This window comes from Xanthomonas sontii (assembly GCF_040529055.1).
GTDB classification, from domain to species: Bacteria; Pseudomonadota; Gammaproteobacteria; order Xanthomonadales; family Xanthomonadaceae; genus Xanthomonas_A; species Xanthomonas_A sontii.
The window spans coordinates 1,030,737-1,050,121 of record NZ_CP132342.1; the positions used below are offsets into that span (position 1 = coordinate 1,030,737).

Annotated in this window: 18 protein-coding genes and 2 pseudogenes; 12 read left to right on the top strand and 8 right to left on the bottom strand. The window is 67.7% G+C overall.

What is annotated here, in order from left to right:
* Positions 1-104 precede the first annotated feature (104 nt).
* A complete protein-coding gene (locus RAB70_RS04385) occupies positions 105-674 on the top strand; it encodes a hypothetical protein (RefSeq protein ID WP_148830358.1) in 570 nt (189 codons plus the stop codon).
* A 229-nt stretch (positions 675-903) separates the two neighbouring features.
* On the opposite strand, the gene RAB70_RS04390 is transcribed toward RAB70_RS04385, so the two are convergent.
* From RAB70_RS04390 to RAB70_RS04400, 3 genes are all read right to left on the bottom strand, one after another.
* On the bottom strand, positions 904-2,172 hold the full coding sequence (locus RAB70_RS04390; RefSeq protein ID WP_148830357.1) for a heme biosynthesis HemY N-terminal domain-containing protein: 1,269 nt from the start codon (positions 2,170-2,172) through the stop codon (positions 904-906).
* Entirely contained in the window at positions 2,169-3,149 is a 981-nt protein-coding gene (locus RAB70_RS04395) for a uroporphyrinogen-III C-methyltransferase (protein ID WP_017908650.1), read from the bottom strand. The genes RAB70_RS04390 and RAB70_RS04395 overlap by 4 nt, the downstream gene beginning before the upstream one ends.
* A 112-nt stretch (positions 3,150-3,261) precedes the next feature.
* Positions 3,262-4,035, bottom strand: coding sequence for a uroporphyrinogen-III synthase (locus RAB70_RS04400; RefSeq protein ID WP_408068856.1), 774 nt, complete (start codon positions 4,033-4,035; stop codon positions 3,262-3,264).
* Between the two features lie 42 nt (positions 4,036-4,077).
* Between RAB70_RS04400 and RAB70_RS04405 the strand changes: the two genes are divergently transcribed.
* From RAB70_RS04405 to RAB70_RS04445, 9 genes and pseudogenes are all read left to right on the top strand, one after another.
* Positions 4,078-4,548, top strand: a complete 471-nt coding sequence (locus RAB70_RS04405; RefSeq protein ID WP_148830395.1) for a YiiD C-terminal domain-containing protein — start codon at positions 4,078-4,080, stop codon at positions 4,546-4,548.
* 45 nt (positions 4,549-4,593) lie between these two features.
* Complete coding sequence (locus RAB70_RS04410; RefSeq protein WP_026144149.1) at positions 4,594-5,013, top strand: hypothetical protein; 420 nt, start codon at positions 4,594-4,596, stop codon at positions 5,011-5,013.
* Positions 5,014-5,066: 53 nt separating this feature from the next.
* Positions 5,067-5,501: a rhodanese-like domain-containing protein gene (locus RAB70_RS04415; protein WP_017907746.1), complete on the top strand. Its 435-nt coding sequence runs from the start codon at positions 5,067-5,069 to the stop codon at positions 5,499-5,501.
* A gap of 88 nt (positions 5,502-5,589) precedes the next feature.
* Complete coding sequence (secB, locus tag RAB70_RS04420) at positions 5,590-6,108, top strand: protein-export chaperone SecB (protein ID WP_017907745.1); 519 nt, start codon at positions 5,590-5,592, stop codon at positions 6,106-6,108.
* An 18-nt stretch (positions 6,109-6,126) separates the two neighbouring features.
* Complete coding sequence (locus RAB70_RS04425) at positions 6,127-7,152, top strand: NAD(P)H-dependent glycerol-3-phosphate dehydrogenase (RefSeq protein ID WP_148829788.1); 1,026 nt, start codon at positions 6,127-6,129, stop codon at positions 7,150-7,152.
* A 566-nt stretch (positions 7,153-7,718) separates the two neighbouring features.
* Complete coding sequence (locus RAB70_RS04430; protein WP_148829789.1) at positions 7,719-8,225, top strand: MerR family transcriptional regulator; 507 nt, start codon at positions 7,719-7,721, stop codon at positions 8,223-8,225.
* Positions 8,218-11,310: a class I SAM-dependent DNA methyltransferase gene (locus RAB70_RS04435; RefSeq protein WP_148829790.1), complete on the top strand. Its 3,093-nt coding sequence runs from the start codon at positions 8,218-8,220 to the stop codon at positions 11,308-11,310. Before RAB70_RS04430 ends, RAB70_RS04435 begins: the two co-directional genes overlap by 8 nt.
* On the top strand, positions 11,294-11,965 hold the full coding sequence (locus RAB70_RS04440) for a hypothetical protein (RefSeq protein ID WP_148829791.1): 672 nt from the start codon (positions 11,294-11,296) through the stop codon (positions 11,963-11,965). Before RAB70_RS04435 ends, RAB70_RS04440 begins: the two co-directional genes overlap by 17 nt.
* Positions 11,966-12,068: 103 nt before the next feature.
* A pseudogene (locus RAB70_RS04445) lies at positions 12,069-12,236 on the top strand (leucine zipper domain-containing protein); the annotation flags it as partial.
* Here RAB70_RS04445 and RAB70_RS04450 read toward each other — a convergent pair.
* The 3 genes and pseudogenes from RAB70_RS04450 to RAB70_RS04460 all read right to left on the bottom strand — a co-directional run.
* Positions 12,231-12,464, bottom strand: a pseudogene (locus tag RAB70_RS04450) (Arm DNA-binding domain-containing protein); the annotation flags it as partial. The pseudogenes RAB70_RS04445 and RAB70_RS04450 sit on opposite strands and share 6 nt — an antisense overlap.
* Positions 12,465-12,724: 260 nt before the next feature.
* Complete coding sequence (locus RAB70_RS04455) at positions 12,725-13,297, bottom strand: Ax21 family protein (RefSeq protein WP_017907743.1); 573 nt, start codon at positions 13,295-13,297, stop codon at positions 12,725-12,727.
* A gap of 244 nt (positions 13,298-13,541) precedes the next feature.
* A complete protein-coding gene (locus RAB70_RS04460; RefSeq protein WP_148829792.1) occupies positions 13,542-14,084 on the bottom strand; it encodes a TetR/AcrR family transcriptional regulator in 543 nt (180 codons plus the stop codon).
* Between the two features lie 147 nt (positions 14,085-14,231).
* Between RAB70_RS04460 and RAB70_RS04465 the strand changes: the two genes are divergently transcribed.
* A complete protein-coding gene (locus tag RAB70_RS04465; RefSeq protein ID WP_148829793.1) occupies positions 14,232-14,921 on the top strand; it encodes a DUF1349 domain-containing protein in 690 nt (229 codons plus the stop codon).
* A gap of 87 nt (positions 14,922-15,008) precedes the next feature.
* Here RAB70_RS04465 and RAB70_RS04470 read toward each other — a convergent pair whose 3' ends face one another.
* Positions 15,009-15,488 carry a tRNA (cytidine(34)-2'-O)-methyltransferase gene (locus RAB70_RS04470; protein ID WP_017907740.1) on the bottom strand — a complete coding sequence of 160 codons (480 nt, stop codon included), beginning with the start codon at positions 15,486-15,488 and terminating at the stop codon, positions 15,009-15,011.
* 41 nt (positions 15,489-15,529) lie between these two features.
* Positions 15,530-16,006 carry a hypothetical protein gene (locus RAB70_RS04475; protein ID WP_148829794.1) on the bottom strand — a complete coding sequence of 159 codons (477 nt, stop codon included), beginning with the start codon at positions 16,004-16,006 and terminating at the stop codon, positions 15,530-15,532.
* Positions 16,007-16,420: 414 nt separating this feature from the next.
* Between RAB70_RS04475 and RAB70_RS04480 the strand changes: the two genes are divergently transcribed.
* Positions 16,421-19,294 carry a pitrilysin family protein gene (locus tag RAB70_RS04480; protein WP_148829795.1) on the top strand — a complete coding sequence of 958 codons (2,874 nt, stop codon included), beginning with the start codon at positions 16,421-16,423 and terminating at the stop codon, positions 19,292-19,294.
* Positions 19,295-19,385: the final 91 nt, after the last annotated feature.

The following is a 19,385-nucleotide window of genomic DNA, read 5'->3' on the forward strand; positions in this document are numbered from 1 at the left end:
CTGCGGCGCCGCCCCGGCGCTGACCGCGCCGCATCCGTCGCGCTACCATGCCCGCCGATTCGCCTGCGCCACGCGGGCGACACGGCGCGCAGGGGGCGCAGGCCATGACCGAGCAGGGCAGTTTCAATCCGTACCAGGCGCCCAGCGTCGCCAGTCCGTCCAGCCTGCCGCCGCCGTTGCCGGGCGAGACGTTGTGGCGCGATGGCACGGATTTGCTGTGCCTGCGCGATGCGCCGTTCCCGCCGCACTGCGTGAAGTGCGGGGCCGCGCTGGGCAACGACGAACTCAAGAAGCGCACCTTCTACTGGCACGCGCCGGGCTGGTACGCGCTGATCCTGGTGAGCATCCTGGTCTATGCGATCGCGGCGCTGGTCGCGCGCAAGCGCAGCAGCCATGTGCTCGGGATGTGCGCGGCGCATCGGCGTCGGCGCAACCGGTACATCCTGTTGATCGCCGGTGCCTTTCTGGTTGGCCCGCTGCTGGGATTCGCCGTCGGCGGCGAGAGTGGGTTCTGGCTGGGAGGCGCCGTGTTCCTGGTCATGCTGATCTGGGGCATGTTCGGCGCGCGCATCCTGGTGCCGCGGCGCATGGACGAGCGCTACGCGCGCTACAAGGGCCTGGCACCCGCGTTCCTGGCGCGCCTGCCTGCGCTGCCGCCGGCCTTGCGGCGCTGAGCGGCCGGACGCGGCCGGCCTAGCTTCGGATGCGATGACCGGCGCGCCGCCGGCCTGGGCACACGACGCGGCCCAGGCCTTCTGCCGTGCTCCTCTTCGCTGATCGGCGCAGGAGCGATGCGCGTGCGCTGCCGCGTCCGGAAGCAGCCCATGACGCGCTTTCGCCGCGGATCAGCGTGCCCGGTCTGGTCTTGCAGGCTCGGCCATCTCTGACAACACCGGGACGGACTCAACCCTCCAGCCGCGGGAACCCATGGTCGTCGCGGCGTTCCGTGCTGTCCGGCGCCGGCGCGATCGGGGTCACCGGTGCGACCGGCTCGGGCAGCGGCTGCGCGATGTCGCCGCGCTGCACGCGCAGCGCATTGGCGTAGCAGCGCTGCGCCGCGAGCATGTCGCCGGCGTCGGCATAGCCGTCGCCGAACACTTCCCAGGCCTCGGCGCCCGCACCCAGCGCCAGCGCGCGGTGCAGGAATTCCTCGGCCTGCGGCCACTGCTGCTGGCGGCTGGCCAGACGCGCCAGGGTCAGCAGCAGCGCCGGGCTGTCCGGATGCGCCTGCAGCCAGCGCTGCGCGCTGGCGCGGCGCGAATCGTACTTCTCCACCGGCAGGCGCCCGTACAGCGCGGCCAGGCCTTCGTCCCAGCGCGTGTCCAGCGCCTGCTCCAGGCTGCGCAGCGCCGCATCGTCCCAGCGCAGGGCGGCCGCGCGCACCGCGTAGGCGGCGACCACCGCCGGCTCGCTGCGCAGCGATTTGGGCAGGCTCTCCCAGCGCTCGGCCAGGGCATTGGCATCGGCGGCCTGGTCCAGCGAGGCCGCGGCCAGGCGCGTTTCCAGCGTGGCGATCGCCTCCAGCGGCAGCGCCTGCTGCTGGCGGATCGCGCCGAGCTGGCCGTAGGCCTCGCCGGCACGACCGATGCGGGTCAGTGCCTCGGTGCGCAGCAACAGCCCGCGCGGCGGCAGCGGCTGCGCCGCGGCCACGTCCAACGCATTGATCGCATCGACCGGGCGCTGCTGCTCCAGATGCAGTTCGGCCAGCAGCAGTGCATGCGCCGCGGCATCGCGTTCGGCCAGGCGCCGCAGGTGGCGCTCGGTGGCCTCGCGGTCGCCGCGCGCATCGGCCGCGCGTACCGCGGCGATCAGGGCGATGGCGCTGACCTCGGGGTCTTCGGCGGCGGCGTTGAGCTGCTTCTCGGCCCGTGTCCACTGGCCGGCGTGGGCGGCGGCCAGGCCGTCGAGCAGGCGCGCGCGCGACTGCTTGCGGCGGCGCCGGCCCCAGGCGCGGAACGGGAAGCTGAGCACGTTCCACACCAGCCACAGCGCCAGGAACGCGATCACCAGCAGCAGCGAGGCCTGCGGCAGCGAGGCGATGTAGTCAGTGCCGCCGACGCGCACGATCACCTCGCCGAGCTGGCGCACCTGGTCCTGCCCCAGCCATTGCGCACCGATCACGCCCAGCGCGATGACGATCAACAGCACGATCAGGGAACGAAGGGATTTCATGACGGGCTCCTTGCGTCGCGCATCGCGCGCAACTGTTGCAGGGTGGTTCCGAGTTCGGGAATGGTCGGGCGCAGATCGGCATTGGCCAGGGTGCGCAGCGCGGCGCGGCGTTCGCGCAGCTGCGGCGACTCCGGCCACAGCCGCGACAGCCAGCGCCCGGCGCCGGCCAGGGCGCTGCGATAGCCACGCGTGTCGCCGCGTTCCAGCGCCGCGCGCGCCAGGGTCAGGTCGAGCTGCAGCGCGTCGTGGGCGGCCACGCGCTCCGAGCCGGCGGCCAGCACGCCGCCCTGCGAGGGGCGGATCTTCACCAGCGGCGCCAGCAGGCGCTGCCACAGCGGCTGCTGCGCGCTCTCCGGCAATTGCGTCGGCAGCTTGTCCAGGCTGGCGGCGAAGGCATCCAGCTGCGCCGCCAGGCGTGCCTGCGGCCCGTCGCCCAGCGCGTCCAGCGCGGTGCGTTCCTGCAGCAGCGCCTGGCGCAGGTTGAGGAATTGCGGATCGTCGATGCCGTCCAGCACACCGCTGGCCAGCGCGTAGGCACGCCGCGCGCCGGCCGCATCGCCGGCCAGCAGCAGGCGCTGCTGGCCCTGGTTGAGCAGCAGTTCGACCTCGTCCAGGCGCAGCGCCTGCGCGCCGTGACGGTTGGAATCGGCGAGCTTGGCGACATTGGCCTCCAGCAGCGCGCTGCGCTGGCTCAGGCCGAGCATTTCGTCGCGCAGCACGCGGTTGGTGCTGGCCGCGTCCTGGAGCCGCTGCGCGGTGGCGCGCTGGTCGCGGCGCAGGCTGTCCTGGGCCTGCTGCAAGGCCTGCAGTTGCTGCTGCAGGTCCGACTGCTGGGCCAGTTCGCGCGCGCTGCGCGCCTGCCACCAGTCCCAGCCACGCCAGCCGGCGAACGCCAGCGCGGCCAGCGTGGCGAGCACCAGCAGCAACCAGATCCAGCGTGTGGAACGGCGAGGCGTGATCGGGATTTCGTCGGTCATCGGCAGCGTCCTGGGGGCCGTCGCCCGTCGCGAGCAAGGCGGCGGTCGGCGCGGCACCGCCGGAGCATGGCGTGAGCGGCACTGCGGCCGCAACCCGGGCGGCGGTCCGCGTTCAGCGAGGTGGCGAGCGCGTTACGATCGCGGCCGCTGCGGCGACCAACTGCTGCGGCATCGGTCCGGCCGCCTGTGCGACGTCGACGAACCCCAGGTCCGCGGCCAGGGTCGCCAGGCGCGCGCTGGCCGCGACCACCGGCCGCGCGCGCCAGGCCCGGGCCAACTCCTCCGGCAACTGCGCCAGCAGCTGTTGCAGCGCCTCGCCGCTGCTCAGCGCCAGCACACCGGGCGGCGCCGCACGCAGGCGGGCCAGGTCGGCCGCGCGCAGTCGTACCGGTTCGCGCACGTACACGTCCGCGCGCAGCAGCGGGGTGCCGCGCGCCTGCAGGTGTGCGGCGATCAGGCCGCGGCCGCCGGGGGCGGTGATCAGTCCCACCGGCAGGTCGTGCGCGGCCAGTTCCGGCAGCGCCAGCAGGCCGTCGCTGTCCATCCGCGCCGGCGTCGCCACCTCGGCGATGCCGTGCTGGCGCAAGGCGCGCGCCGTGCCTGCGCCTACCGCCAGCCAGCACTGGCCGGGGCGTGCCGCCAGCGGCTGCAGCGCCGCGGCCGCGCGCACCGCCGCCGGGCTGCTGACGATGACCCGTGGCGCAGCCAGCGCCGCGGCCAGGGCCGCGCGGGTGGCGGGATCGGCGCGCGGCCGCAGCCGCCACGGCGACACCGCCAGCACCCGTGCGCCGCAGCGCGCCGCGGCCCGCCGCAGCGGCGCGTGCTCGCCCTGCGGGCGCAGCGAGATCAGGGTCCAGGCCGGGGCCGCGGTTGCATGCGCGCTCATGCCAGGCATTATGCGAGCCCCCACCGGCAGCACAATCGCATCATGGCAGCGGATCTTTCCTTCGAGGCGTTCCTGCAGCAGTTGCAACGGCAGTTCCAGGCCATGCCGCCGGTGGCGGCGCTGCAGGTCGCCGTGCACGAGTATGCCGAGCAGCGCCTGCAGCTGGTCGCACCACTGGCGGCCAACATTAACGACAAGGGCAACGCCTTCGGCGGCAGCCTGGGCTCGGTGATGACCCTTGCGGGCTGGGGGCTGGTCAACTGCGAGCTGCACCGCGCCGGCCTGCAGGCCGACGTCTATGTCGCCGACAGCCAGGTGCGCTACCTGGCGCCGCTCTACGCCGATCTGCATGCCCAGGCCAATGCCGATGCGGAGGGCGACTGGGCCGTGTTCGTGAATACCTTCCGCCAGCGCGGCCGCGCCCGCATCGGCATCCAGGCCCAGGTCGGCGCGCCCGGCGCGGCCGCGGCGGCGACCCTGAGCGGTCGCTTCGTGGCCCTCGCCAAGGGGTAGGATGCGCGGATCGCGCGCCCCGCGCGCCGCCACCTGGACGCCGCCATGCCCTCGATGTTCCGCGCGCTCGCGCTGCTGTTGCTGCTCGGCTGGACCGGCGCGGCCGTGGCCGGCAGCCGCGCGCAACAGCGCAAGCTCGACGATCTGCAGACCGCCTACGCCGCGGCGGTGCGCTGGAGCGAGTTCGAGACCGCCTGGCAGGTGGTCGACCCGGCCTACCGCCAGGCGCATCCGCTGACCGACCTGCAACTGGAGCGCTACCGGCAGATCCAGGTCTCCTCCTACAAGGTCGGCGGCGGCGCGGTCGGCGACGGCGAGGCGCTGCGCGAGATCGAACTGGGCGTGATCAACCGCAATACCCAGGCCGAGCGCATCGTCCGCTACCGCGAGCGTTGGCGCTGGGACCCCGAGGCCAAGACCTGGTGGCTGCAGGATGGCCTGCCGGACCTGTGGAACGGCCAGTAGCGCGGTCGCCGAGCTGTGCGACAATCGGCGCCCGCTTCCAGCCCCCGAGTCCCGTGAACTTCGAAGAACTGCTGGCCTTCGCCGGCCGCAACCCGATGCTGGCCCTGGCCCTGGTGGGCCTGACCATCGCCCTGATCGTCACCGAAGTGGCGCGCCTGTTCCGTGGCTACAAGAGCCTGCGGCCGGCGGAGCTGACCCGCCTGATCAACGCCGGCAATGCGGTGGTGGTCGACCTGTCGGCCTCGGCCGATTTCGAGAAGGGCCACATCGCCGGCAGCCGCAATGCCACCGCCAGCCAGTTCGGCCCCGAGCACAAGCTGGTGGCCAACGCCAAGGCGCAGCCGGTCGTGCTGGTCTGCCGCACCGGCACCACCGCCGACGGCGCCGCCAAGCAGTTGAAGAAGGCCGGCTTCGAGCAGGTCTACGTGCTCGAGGGCGGCATCGCCGCCTGGCAGCAGGCCGAGCTGCCGCTGGTCAAGGGCCGCTGAGACACCGCGTCCGGCCAGACCTCGAGGGTCGCGGCCGGCGTGTGATAATCCCGTTTCTTTCTGTTACCGAATCCACCGGAGTCAAGCAATGTCCGACCTCACCAACAACGGCGCCGCGGCGCCGGCCGACGCCGCGGCCGGTCCCGCTTTCACCATCGAGAAGATCTACGTCAAGGACGTGTCCTTCGAGTCCCCCAACGCGCCGTCGGTGTTCAACGACAACGCGCAGCCGGAACTGCAGCTCAACCTCAACCAGCGCGTGCAACAGCTCAACGAGCAGGCCTTCGAAGTCGTGCTGGCCGTGACCCTGACCTGCACCGCCGGCGGCAAGACCGCCTACGTGGCCGAAGTGCAGCAGGCCGGCGTGTTCGGCCTGGTCGGCCTGGACCCGCAGGCGGTGGACGTGCTGCTCGGCACCCAGTGCCCGAGCATCCTGTTCCCGTACGTGCGCTCGCTGGTCAGCGACCTGATCCAGGCCGGCGGCTTCCCGCCGTTCTTCCTGCAGCCGATCAACTTCGAGGCCCTGTACGCCGAGACCCTGCGCCAGCGCGCGCAGCAGGGCGAGGGCCAGTCGCTGGCCGATTCGGAGCCGGCCGGCAACGCCTGAGCGCGTTCGCCGTTGCGCATGCGCGATAACGCCAAGAAGAAGATCGCCGTCCTCGGCGCCGGCTCCTGGGGCACGGCGCTGGCGTCGCTGACCGCACGGCACGGGTACCCGACCGTGCTGTGGGGACGCGATGCCGTGGTCGCCGAGGCCATCGGGCAGCGCCACGAAAACCCGCGCTACCTGCCGGGGATCGCGTTGCCGGAGGGCCTGCAGGCCACCACCGACCTGGCGGCGGCCATCGATGGCGCCGACTGGATCCTGGTGGTGGTGCCGTCGCATGCGTTCACCGAAACCCTGCGCCAGCTCGCGCCGCTGCGCCCGGCGCAGGCCGGCGTGGCCTGGGCGACCAAGGGCTTCGAGCCCGGGTCGGGGCGTTTCCTGCATGAAGTGGCGCAGGAGATCCTCGGCGAGGAGGTCCCGCTGGCGGTGGTCACCGGTCCGTCCTTCGCCAAGGAAGTGGCCCTGGACCTGCCGACCGCGGTGACCGTGCACGGCGATGCCGCGTTCGCGCAGCAGGTCGCCGACGCCATGCACGGCCCGACCTTCCGCGCCTATACCGGCGACGACATGGTCGGCGCCGAGCTGGGCGGGGCGATGAAGAACGTGCTGGCGGTGGCCACCGGCGTGGCCGACGGCATGGAGCTGGGCCTCAACGCCCGCGCCGGCCTGATCACCCGCGGCCTCAACGAGATGCTGCGGCTGGCCGCGGCGATCGGCGCCAAGCCGGAGACCCTGATGGGCCTGGCCGGACTCGGCGACCTGGTGCTCACCTGTACCGGCGACCTCTCGCGCAACCGTCGGCTGGGCCTGGCGCTGGGCCGTGGGCAACCGCTGCAGGAGGCGGTGCGCGCGATCGGTCAGGTGGTCGAGTCGGTGCAGACCGCCGACGAGGTGATGCGCCAGGCCGAGCGCCACGGCATCGATCTGCCGATCTCCAATGCGGTGCGCGCAGTCCTGCATGGCGAGCTGACCCCGGCGGTCGGCCTGCAGCAGTTGCTGGCGCGCGAACAGAAGCCCGAGTACCCAACCACCTTGTTCAGTTGATCCGGCTACCGCCGGACACGAAAGCGCCCGGCCTGGCCGGGCGTTTTCGTATCCGCTGCGCACACCGGCGCTGCAGCGGTGGCCGGACGATCGCGTAAAAAAAGCCCGGCGTCAGGCCCTTTGTGCAAATCCGCATGGGCCTTGAAACAATATACGGGACAACAGATTAGCTCTATTTCGTGCCGCTTGCAGGTGATGTGGCGTTGTGGGCTGGGAGCCACATGAGATCCTTGAGAAAGCAAGCCGGGTCGCGCTGTAGCGGAAACGATTGCCAAGGGGCGGCGAGCTTGCGTCGATCTCAGCTCATTCCTCGGCAGTCTATCCAGAACGAGAACACGCAGCGATGGACTGTGGTGGGTGCCTTCAGCATGTTCGGGATCAGTCCGTGGCACTTCGACCGCCCTCCCATTTGCACCTTGCTCGTGCAACGTGCAATAGCGATCACAGCGCTAAGGTGAAAAACCTCGCCCTCCTGTCCGTGAAAGAACGGGTGTCTTGCCCGATTTCGTGAGAAGATGGGGTAAGACACCCGATTTCAGTCACGCAACCAACTTTTCTGGCTCTCTATGCAACTTGTCACAACACGTGATGCAACAAGATTAACAGGCCTCTCGACGGAACAACTCCGCGAGTGGACGAGCCGTCGCGCGTTGATTCCTCCCGATGTGAAACCCAAAGGCCACGGTTCACCCGCTCGCTATTCTTGGCAGACGATACTGCTGTTACGTTTGGCTGTCGTGCTACGCGACCGATTCAGATTGGAGCTACAGGCACACCGTGACCTATTTGCGCAACTAGGCGCGGGGCTAGCCCACGAATCCTTCCTGTCACTGTGGGGCAAGGCCTTAGCGCTTCATGGGGGAGCACAGTGGAGCTTGATTGATTCGCGCGATGAGGTCGTTTTCACTGACGACTGCATCCTGCTCCGACTCGATCCCCACTTGCAGCACCTATTGGACGGTTTTTCTTTGCCCAAGCCGGTGTCGGTGAGCCAGTTCCAGCTCTTCCCGGCTCTTGGCATGGGAGGCGATCGTGTATTCAACGACCTAACTGGACACCGCCGACATGGGTAGCGCCGCGTTCACGCAAGCCCTGACGGCGACTGGTTACCTCTTGCCGGACGGCAGCGGAGCACCTGGATTGATCCAAGCTGGAGAGGATTTCGGCGCACGCCTGCGATCTGTTCTATGCGACGGTCGAGTGGGCCTGCAAGCCGAGGCGGTCTTTTCAGCGCAGAGCGTGCCAACCGCCATCTTCAAGGACTCGGGCAATGAAGCTCCCTCTGAACAGCAGATAGCGCAATGGCACGAGGCTGCCTGGAACATCGGCGTGGCACCTCTGCTGTGGATCATCACGCCCACTGACGTGCACTTGTACGACTGCTATGCGTCACCGGTCAGCGAAAGCCCAGAGCATCTCGCCACTGTGCCGCTGGACGTGTTTTCCTTGCAGGCGGAGGACAGGCTGCGGTCCCTGGACGCCATGTGCGGCCGGTACGCGACTGAAACCGGAGCCTTCTGGTCAAGCGCCATCGGGCAGCGGATCGATCGCCGACATCGTGTGGATCGAGCGCTACTCGACGAAATCAATGCGCTTGAGGATCGCCTGACGAGCCTGCCGCCGGCCAGCGGCCAGCCGCTGCCGGATGGCAAGCAGGAAACGCAGGCATCGCGTGACTTTGCGCAGCGCCTGATCGGCCGCTGCATCTTCACGTCGTACCTCGTTGACCGTGGCATCGCCCAGCCTTTTCTGCCGCCGGAACTCCCCGCCGACGTGGCTGGCATGTTCACGACCGTTGATTCGACCTTTACGCTGTTCCGGTGGCTTCGCAGCACCTTCAATGGTGATCTTTTCCCAATGGATGATCCTGGCGCCGAACACCAGCGCCTAGGCAAGGCGCACTTGGAACTCTTGCGGGACTTCGTTGAAGGCCGCAGCCTGCTGTCAGGCCAGGGCCGTTTGTTCCGATTCCGCTTCGATGCGATCCCCGTGGACCTGATCAGCTCGATCTACCAGCAGTTCGCTCGATCGAGCGCGGCGGACGAGGCTCATGTGCAGGGCCTGCACTACACGCCGGTGGAACTGGTCCATCTGACGCTGGACCCGGTGTTCGAAAGGCTGCCGGCGCAAGCTCGAGTGATCGATCCGACATGCGGGTCGGGCGCTTTCCTGGTCGAAGCTTTCCGGCGGCTGGTATGGAAGCGCACTGAAGAAGCAAAGACGGCCAGCCGTGCCGTCGTGCGCGATGTGCTGCGCACGCAGCTTTACGGCATCGACATCAACAAGTCCGCCTTGGGCATCGCAGCGTTCAGCCTGTACCTAGCAGCTTTGGAGCTCGATGAGGAGCCGGTTCAGGACATACAGGATCTGAAGTTTGACCGCCTAATCGGCGTCACGCTTTTCGAGGCCGACACGGTTCACGATGAGTTGCCACCCCTTGTCGCGGCCAAGCCCTTTGACGCAGTTGTGGGCAACCCTCCGTGGACTTTCGTCAAGCGTGGTCGCCCCTCGCGCAAGCGCAAGCGCAAGGCGGAAGATGTTCAGTCCAGTCGGCCACGACGAAGCCCGGATCAGGAGTTTTTGTGGGTGGCATCGCGCCTGGCTGGCGATTCCGGGCGAATCGGCATGGTGATGAAGGCCTCGCCGTTCTTCTCCAAAGACGAGCATGCGATTCAGTCGCGCGAGGCGCTGCTGCGTGCACTTAATCCTGCTGCGCTGGTGAATCTGTCGGCGCTGCGAAAGGAAGGGCTCTTTCCCGACGCGACGGGGCCAGCGCTACTGTTCTTCGGCCGTTGCGCATTGACGGATCGCGATGATCGCCTGCTGGTAGGGTCGATTCCGTGGACACCCGACTTCCGACGCAACGGGGTCTTTCATGTAGGTCCCGGAGAGTTGAAGAGCGTGCCGCTGTCGCGAGTCTTGCGCACACCTGCGATGCTCAAAGCGGCTGCGTTCGGGACCGTGCGCGATGGCTGGCTGATCGAGAAACTGGAGCGTATGTTTCCAACACTCGATCGATTGCTGACCGATCATGAATTGACTGCGCGCGGCCAGGGAATCAAGGTGCAGGGCGTTGGTGTTGAACGTCCCCCAGCGCACTACTATCAATTGGACTTCGTTACCACAGAGGCCTATCAGCCATTTCGATTGAAGCCTGGTGCGCTCACAAGGTTCACTCATGAATGGCTGCATCGCTCCAGGAAGAAAAGGGTCGAGATGTTCAATGGGCCGGTGCTCCTGTGCCCGAAGGGGAGCCAGACCGATGCCATTGAATTGGGCCGCTACAGCGCAGCCGTCGTCGGACACAGTGCCCTATTCAATGAGAGCTTCTATGGCATTTCGTTTGCGGGCAAGGCCCTTGATGCTGCGCGTGTTCTTTCCGCCATCCTGAATTCGAGCCTCACCGCCTTTCAGCTTGCGATGGGCGGTGGGGCATGGGGATTGGAGCGACCCACGGTGGAGCCCAACGATCTGCTTTCGTTGCGTGTCCCGAATCTGAACGAGATCGATTCTGCGCTACTGGAATCGGTCTTGTCAGCGGAGGCTGCTCTTGCGCAGGAGCCTGGCAATAAGGCCTTGATCGAGGCACTCGACCACGCCGTGTGCGAACTGTATGGCCTAGATCGCGATGAGGCGACCCTTGCCTCTGATGGTGTTCAGCGTGCTCGCGCGCTCCTGTTCGAAGGTCGCAAGCATCGCATGGCCCTGACCAAGAGGCCGTCCAAGGACGACTTGGTGGCCTATGCCAGCGAGGTGGTCCACACGGTCAATGCCTACCTGCGTGCGCGCGGTAAGAGACACCTGGAGGCGGTCATCTATTCACGGCATGTTGCTGCCGGCAATGCCGCCGATGGTGTGCCGGGCGTGGATGCTGTGCGCTTCGCTATGGTGGCTGGCGCGCCGTCAGACACGCCTCGTGTGCATTTGGGCAGCGAAGCGGAGATCGAGCGGTTGGGAGCGCTACTGCGCGGGCAGGTCAACGCGGATGTGCCCCCCTATCTCAACGAACGGCGCCAGATACGCATCTACGACGAGAACGCGCTTTTTGTACTCAAACCGTCCGAGGCCCGCTACTGGACCCGAACAGCGGGGCTGAATGATGGGGATGTCGTTCTGGCGGATCACTGGATCAAGGGGTTCCATGCATCTGTCGCCTGACTTGCCCTTGGGGCGTCCATCGTTTGCGCTCTCGGAAGACGAGTTTGCGACCGTGGTTGATCTTCTGTGTCAGGGGGTTGCAACAGCAAGGTCGCTGTTGACGCCAGGGATGCTGGAAGTGCCCATCACGCTCCACGTCAAGAAGGCGATGCGCCGGCTGAAAAAGGAGCTCGGCCTGTCGAATCTTGAGATCACGGGCGAGTTCGAGCTGTTGGACATGGGCAACAACGATCCAGAGGTGCTCGGGCGCATCGACATCGTTCTTCGCTTCCTGCACCAGTTCGGCGATGAGGAGGCCTACCTCGGCGTCGAGTGCAAGCGTGTGGGAGCTGGGGAAGCTGCGCTCAACCAGCGCTATGTCACCCAGGGCGTTAACCGTTACGTGACGGGGCAATACGCAGCTGGCCACTATCGTGGTGTGATGCTTGGATACGTGCTGAAGCTACCGAGCGCAGCCTTGGTGGAAGGCATTGATGCCCGTATACGCGCGACCTATGGCGAGGATGCGAAGCTGGTGGATCTGGATCCCCACGCCGAATCACTTTCGATACACGAGGGAAATCTGACGCAGGGGACGTCAGGCCACGTTATTCGCTTGACGCACGTTTTCGTGGATACGACGCCTGCGGCTTCCACCACTGCTGCAAGTAGCTGAACAGCCTTCAGAGAAATTGTCCTTGTGATCTCTTAGGTTGTTCATCCGGGGCATCTCTGGAAGATGAGGGTTACCAAGCCAACCCAGCCCCCAGGAGCCCCGGATGAGCCTGCATAAACATGCCCGTTTGAACCTTCGCGGTCGAGCCCTGCTTGTGGATAGCATCCTTGTTCAGGGGCTGCGCGTCGAAGAAGCGGCGCATGCTGCCGGTGTCAGCCTCCGAACGGCCTACAAATGGCTCAAGCGCTTCAAGGAAGAGGGGCGTAAGGGTTGACCGACGCCATGTGCGGGCCTGCTCGACGGTTAGCTCCCCGTACTGGGGCCAGGCGGGCTTACGGCGCTCGCCGGCGTTCGTGCGGTACTGGAGCATGAACACCTTGCGGCCTGCCGGGGTGATCTTGCACAAGAAGCCGGGCACCACGGTGTCCCGGAGTTCGACGGCCTGCGCCTGGGGCCTTGCGGCATCGACGGCGGACTTGGTGAGTTTGATTCTTGCCATGATGACTCCCCGGAAAACCTCGGCTTCCAAGAGCCACATGGGAGCCATGCGACCGGAAGCCGGGTCAAGTCTCGGAAAGCGCCGGCATATGATGGACGCGCCTAAACCCTTGATAAACCTGCTGTAGCGGGCTTGGGCGTAGTCCAGCGAAATGCCGGGCTGGAGTCATCGTCAAACAAAAAAAGCCCGGTCGTGGGACCGGGCTTTCCGAACCGCGCGCGGCGGGAGAGAGAGACGACGCGCGCGGCGCTAGGCAACGCTTACCAGCTGAAGCGCGGGCCGACGAACCATTCCTTGTCGCCGTGGCGGTCCATCTTCAGGTCGGCGCTCAGGCCCCAGTTCTGGTTCAGCTTGGCCTGGGCGCCCAGACGGCCGTAGAAGGTGCCTTCCGGATTGACGCCGTCCTTCTTCAGGTAGTCCTCGTAACCACCCAGGGCATAGACTTCCAGGTACGGGTTGAACGCGGTGCGGATACCCGCTTCGGCGCTCCAGCCGTTGAACTTGGTGCCGTATTCCGGGGCGAAACGGTTGTAGGCCACGCGGGTCACCAGGTCGGTGCTGGTCGCGATCTCGTGGTTGTAGCCGGCACCGACGCGCCACTGGTCGACGCGTGCGTCGGCAAAGTCGGTCTTCTGGCGGTTGAAGTCGCCGAACACGCTGAAGTTCGGGTGGAACGCGTAGGAACCCTTGACCGCCCAGCCGTCGGCATCGCCGCCGCTGGCGTCGGTCTTGACGTAGCCGGCTTCGGCATAGTTGTAGGAAAGGCCTTCGGCGGCCGAAGCGGCGAACGGCAGGGTGGCCAGGAGGCCGAGAGCAAGCAGAGAGGTCTTCATAATCGGGGTACCTTCGTTATTGGTTTGTCGGCGCTGAGGCGTGGGGCCGTTCGCTGCCGATATGTAAATTATCCGTTAGCGACCCGAACTCGCCCTGAATCCCAAACCGACCAGTCCATAAATTAAACGCCCCGTTCAGGCGCTCGCGATGCATTGTTGTGATGCGCGCCGTTGCATTCCAGGTAACAGGGAATATCAGGACTGTCAGCGCAGGTGGCGACGCCCACCGCGTGCGAGCGGCACGCTACAGCGCGGCAAGCGTCTCGATCGCCGCGCGGACGCGTTGCCTGTCCATGGGCACCACCGAGCGGTGGATGGTCGCGCCTTCGATGAAGGCATCGATGGCGGCGGATGCGGCGACGGAGAACTGCGTTTCCAGGGCGGCCCGGCTCCTGGCCATCCACTGCTGCATGATCGCGGTCATCTCCGGATGCCGGCGGGCGAACGCATACAGTTCGTAGCTCAGCAGCAGCACCCGCGGGGACGCCGTCCCCTCGGCGAAGATGATGTTCACCACCGCCTCGCAGGCCTGGTCGCGGTTCTGCGCGGTGCGGATTTCGGCAGCGAAGTCGGCGGACACGTCTTGGGAGAAGCGGGTGAACGCGGCGACCAGCAGGTCGTGCATCGAGCCGAAATAGTAGGTGGTGGCGCTGAGCGGAACGCCGGCTTCCTCGGCGACCTTGCGGAAGGTGGTGCCGGTGACGCCGTGGTCCAGGATCACCCGCAAGGTGGCCTGCTCGATCGCTTCCTTCCGGTGCGGATCCTGGCGCCAGGTCCTGCCGCTCATGTGTCCAACGCTGTTTTCGACGAAGGCCGATGATCGCAGGTCGCGGTTGACGCCTCAATTGGTACGAATGTACAAATTCGCCAAAGAGGTCGACGAAGGCCATCGCCGCGATGGCGCCTCCGAAACAGCGACGTGAGGAGCAGTGCGATGGCGAATTGCGGGGAGCAGGACGTGGATATCGGTCGTCGGGCGACCCTGGGTGGGCTCGCCGCCGGCAGTGGCGTGCTGGCGAGCGGTGCGCGCGCGGCGGCAGCTTCCGGCTGGGAGGCGGGCACCTGGCTCAACGCGCCCAAGGTCCATCGGATCCTGCCGGGCGGCGTGCTCGAGGTCGTCACCGACAAGGGCGGCGATTTCTGGCGCGAAACCCATTACGGGTTCACCCGCGACAGCGGGCATTTCCTCGGCATCGCCGCACCCGCGCGCTTCACCTGCCAATTGCGCGTGCGCGGCAAGTTCGAACAGCTCTACGATCAGGCCGGCCTCATGGTGCGGGTCGACGAGCGCCGCTGGGTGAAGGCCGGTATCGAACTGAGCGATGGGCGGCCGATGCTCAGCAGCGTGTTGACCGACGGCCGTTCGGACTGGGCCACCGGCCCGTACGAAGCGGACGCGTCGGATTTCTGGATGCGCGCCACCGTGGACAAGGGCGTGCTGCGCCTGCAGGTCTCGCGCGACGGGAAATCTTGGCCGCTGGTGCGGTTGTGCCCATTCCCGGTCGCCTCCTCCTACCTCGTCGGCCCGATGACGTGCACGCCGGAACGGGAAGGATTGATGGTCCGCTTCTCCGACTGGAGCCTGGGGCCGGTGCTGGGCAAGGACCTGCACGATCTGTCCTGACGCCTGCAGTGCCGTGGCGCGTGCCGCGTCAGCGATGCAGCGATAGAACACTGGATGGCGCGTTGCCAGGCGACGCGCGACGTACGCTCAGTCGGCGCCGGGAAAGCCCAGTTGCCGCCACGCCTCGAACACCACCACCGCGACCGCGTTGGACAGGTTGAGGCTGCGGTTGTGCGGCTGCATCGGCAGGCGCAGGCGCTGCGCGTCGGGCACCTGCTCCAGCACCGTGTCCGGCAGGCCGCGGGTTTCCGGGCCGAACAGGAAGGCGTCGCCGTCGGCGAAGGCGGGCGTGTCGTAGCGGGTGCTGCTGCGGGTGCTGAGGGCGAACAGGCGGCGCGGGGCGATGGCCTGCAGGGCCGCATCCAGCGATGCATGGACCTGCAATCGTGCGTACTCGTGGTAATCCAGGCCGGCGCGCTTGAGCTGACGGTCGCCGAGGTCGAAGCCCAGCGGCTCGATCAGGTGCAGTTGCGCGCCGGTGTTGGCGCAGAGACGGATGACGTTGCCCGTGTTGGGCGGAATTTCGGGCTGGTACAGCAGAACATGCAGCGTTGGGGTGGCGATCATCGGCGCAGTGTACGCGCCGGCGCGGAGGCCTTGGTGCCTATTCAGCGCACCAGGCCGACCGCCAGGTCCTGGCCCAGCTTCTGCAGGCTCGGCTGCAACTGCAGCATCGCGGTGTCCAGCGTCTCGCCGACCACGTCGCCGATCGCCAGCATGCTGCCCATGTCCGCATCCGGACGCACCTGCACGGTGGCCAGGGTCACCACGTGCTGGCTGGCGGCCTGCTCCTGGTTGCGCTCGGCGAGTTGCTCGGCGGAGGGCCGCACCTGCACCGCCGCCAGGGTGGCGATGCGGCTGGACAGTTCGGCGTCGCGCTGGGCGATCTGCTCGGCCGAGGGGCGCACCTGCACGGCCGCCAGGGTGGCGATGCCGCTGGCCTGTTCGATGCTGCGCTGGGCGATCTGCTCGGCGGAAGGGCGCACCTGCACCGCATCCAGGGTGGTGATCTGCGTGGCGGCGAAGGACGGCGCGGCGAGCAGGGCGGCGATGGCGGCGGTCAGGAGCAGGGTGGTGGTCTTCATGGCGGGCCTCGTTGGTGTTGTTGATCAGTGGTGTGGTAGTAATGTAGTACACCTAATCAGGGGTTGCAAGAACTTTTTTGCGCCCGGTTGTTTTATTAAGCTTTCATTCACTTAATGCCGGTGGCTTTTGCGCTTGCGGATGTGTAAGCAGACCGCGTGCCAATTCCAAGTTTCTGTTTTTGAAAGAGAATTTTCCTTGGCGATGTGTCCGCGGGCGGACACCCGGGCGCTCGCGTACGCCGGACGCGGACACCGCGGCGCCGCCCGCGGCGGCAGCCGACCCGCTGATGGGTCGGAGGTGACGCCGTTGCAGAAGGGCGTCAGCGACAACGGCGGACTGCGCGCCGTGCGGTACGCCCGGTACGATCGGCATTCACCGGCTGTTTCACTCGCCCCAAGGAAGAAGGAATCCGCATGACCGTCTCGACCCGCCCGCGTGGCGCCCTGTTGGCCGTCGCCCTGTCCGTCGCGCTCGGCGCATTGAGCTACGCGCCGCCTTCGACGGCGGCCAGGCCCGCTGCCGCCGCGTCGGTGGATATCGCCTACGCGCAATTCACCCTGCCCAATGGGTTGCGGGTGGTGGTGCACACCGATCGCAAGGCGCCGATCGTGGCGGTCAACCTCTGGTACCACGTCGGCGCCAAGGACGAGCCGGCCGGGCGCACCGGGTTCGCGCATCTGTTCGAGCACCTGATGTTCCAGGGCAGCGAGAACCACCACGGCGAGTTCTTCGAGCCGTTCAAGCAGGTCGGCGTCACCGACCAGAACGGCACCACCAACAGCGACCGCACCAATTACTTCGAGAACGTGCCGACCACCGCGCTGGACATGGCGCTGTGGATGGAGTCGGATCGCATGGGCCACCTGCTCGGCGCCATCGATCAGGCGGCGCTGGACGAGCAGCGCGGGGTGGTGCAGAACGAGAAGCGCCAGGGCGAAAACCAGCCGTACGGGCAGGCCTGGAGCCGGCTGAGTCGCGCGCTGTACCCGGCCGGCCACCCGTACCACCACACCGTCATCGGCTCGATGAACGACCTCAACGCGGCCTCGCTGGCCGACGTGAAGCAGTGGTTCCGCACCTGGTACGGGCCCAACAATGCGGTGCTGGTGCTGGCCGGCGACATCGACGTGGCCACGGCCAAGGAGAAGGTGACGCGCTACTTCGGCGACATCCCGGCCGGCCCGAGCATGGCCCAGCCCAAGGTCGACGTGGCCCAGCGCAGCCAGTCCACCCGCGAGACCATGACCGACAAGGTGCCGCAGACGCGGATCTACCGCGTCTGGAACGTGGCGCAGACCGGCACCGAGGACGTCGACCGCCTGCAACTGCTGGCGCAGGTGTTGGGCGGCGCCACCTCCTCGCGGCTAGACCGGCGCCTGGTCCACCAGGACAAGCTGGTGGATATGGTCAGCGCCTCGGTCTGGCCGTCGCAGCTCGGCTCCGGCTTCGGCATCATCGCCATGGTCAAGCAGGGCGTGGACCCGGCCAGGGTCGAGGCGGCGATCGACGAGGAACTGCGCCGGCTGCTGGACAAGGGGCCGGACAAGGCCGAACTGGCGCGCGCCAAGACCGCCTTCCGCGCCGGCTTCATCCGTGGCGTCGAGCGCATCGGCGGCTTCGGCGGCAAGGCCGACGTGCTGGCCGAGTGCGCGGTGTACACCGGCGACCCCGGCTGCTTCCGTACCTCGCTTGCGACCATCGCCGAGACCCGCCCGCGCGATCTCACCGCCGTCGGCCGCAAGTGGCTGGGCAAGGGCGACTACACCCTGCTGGTGCAGCCGGGCGAACGCGTGGCGCAGGCCGAGGAGCCGACGGTGCAACCGGCGCCGCTGAATCCGCCGCCGGTCGATCCCAAGTACCGCACCCTGCCCAGCGTGGTCGACCGCAGCGCCGGCCCGCCCAAGACCACCCAGTTTCCGAAACTGACGTTCCCGACGCTGCAGCGCGCGACGCTGAAGAACGGCACCACGGTGATCCTGGCCGAACGCCACGAGGTACCGGTGGTGCAGTTCAGCTACGAGTTCCAGGGCGGCTACAGCGCCGACCAGGGGCGCAAGCCGGGGACGGCCAACTTCACAATGGGCATGCTCGACGATGGCGCCGGCGAGCGCGATGCGCTGGCGTTCGCCGATGCGGCCGAGGCATTGGGGGCGTCGCTGGCGGCCGGCGCTGCGCTGGACGGCAGCAATGCCTACCTGTCGGCGCTGAAGGAGAACCTGGCGCCGTCGCTGGCGCTGTACGCGGACATGCTGCGGCGGCCGCGCTTCGCGCCGAACGAGATCGAACGGGTCCGCGCCAGTTGGATCGCCAGCATCCGCCAGGAGAAGGCCCAGCCCAACGGCGTGGCGATGCGGGTGCTGCCGCCGCTGCTGTACGGCGTCGGCCATCCCTACGCGATGCCGTTCAGCGGCATCGGCACCGAGGCGGCGATCGCGGCCTTGCAGCGCGAGGATCTGGTCGACTTCCATCGCGACTGGGTGCGCCCGGAGCACGCCACCCTGATCGTGGTCGGCGACACCACCCTGGCCGAGATCGTGCCGCTGCTGGACGCGCAGTTCGGCGACTGGAAGGGCGAAGGGACGGCGCCCTCGGTGCCGGTCCCGGCCCGCGTGGCTCGGCCGGCCAAGCCACGCGTGTACCTGATCGACCAGCCCGGCGCGGTGCAGGCCAACCTGTTCGCCTCGGAACTGGTGCCGCCGACCACCGATCCGGCGGCGGTCCGCTTCGACATCGCCAATGGCGTGATCGGCGGCGACTTCACCTCGCGCCTGAACATGAACCTGCGCGAGAACAAGCATTGGTCCTACGGCGCGCGCAGCGGCGCGGCCAGCGCCCTCGGCCAGCGGCCGTGGACCGCGTCGGCCCCGGTGCAGATCGACAAGACCGCCCCGGCGCTGCAGGAGATGTACAAGGAGATCAGCGCCTTCGCGAGCGGCAAGGCGCCGCCGACGGCGGAGGAGGTGGCGCGCATCCGCAACATCCAGACCCTGAGCCTGCCGGGCGCCTACGAGACGGCCAGCGCGGTGATGGGCGCGATCGGCGGCATCGTCCGCTACGGCCGCCCCGACGACTACGTGTTCAAGCGCAAGGCCGAGATCGAGGCGATGACCCCGGCGCAGGTGCGCGAGGCGGCGTCGATGCTCGACCCGAACACCTTGACCTGGGTGGTGGTGGGCGACCTCAAGCAGATCGAGGCGCCGGTGCGCGCGCTGAAGCTGGGCGAGGTCACCGTGATCGATGCCGACGGGGTGCCGCAGGGCGGGGCGGCGGCCCCGGCGCCGCGCTGATCGCGGCAGGTGCGCGTCGGCGAGGGCCGGCGCGCGCTGCCTGCCGGTGCCAGTAGGCCGACGGTGTCATGGCCGATTCAGCGTTTTGCGG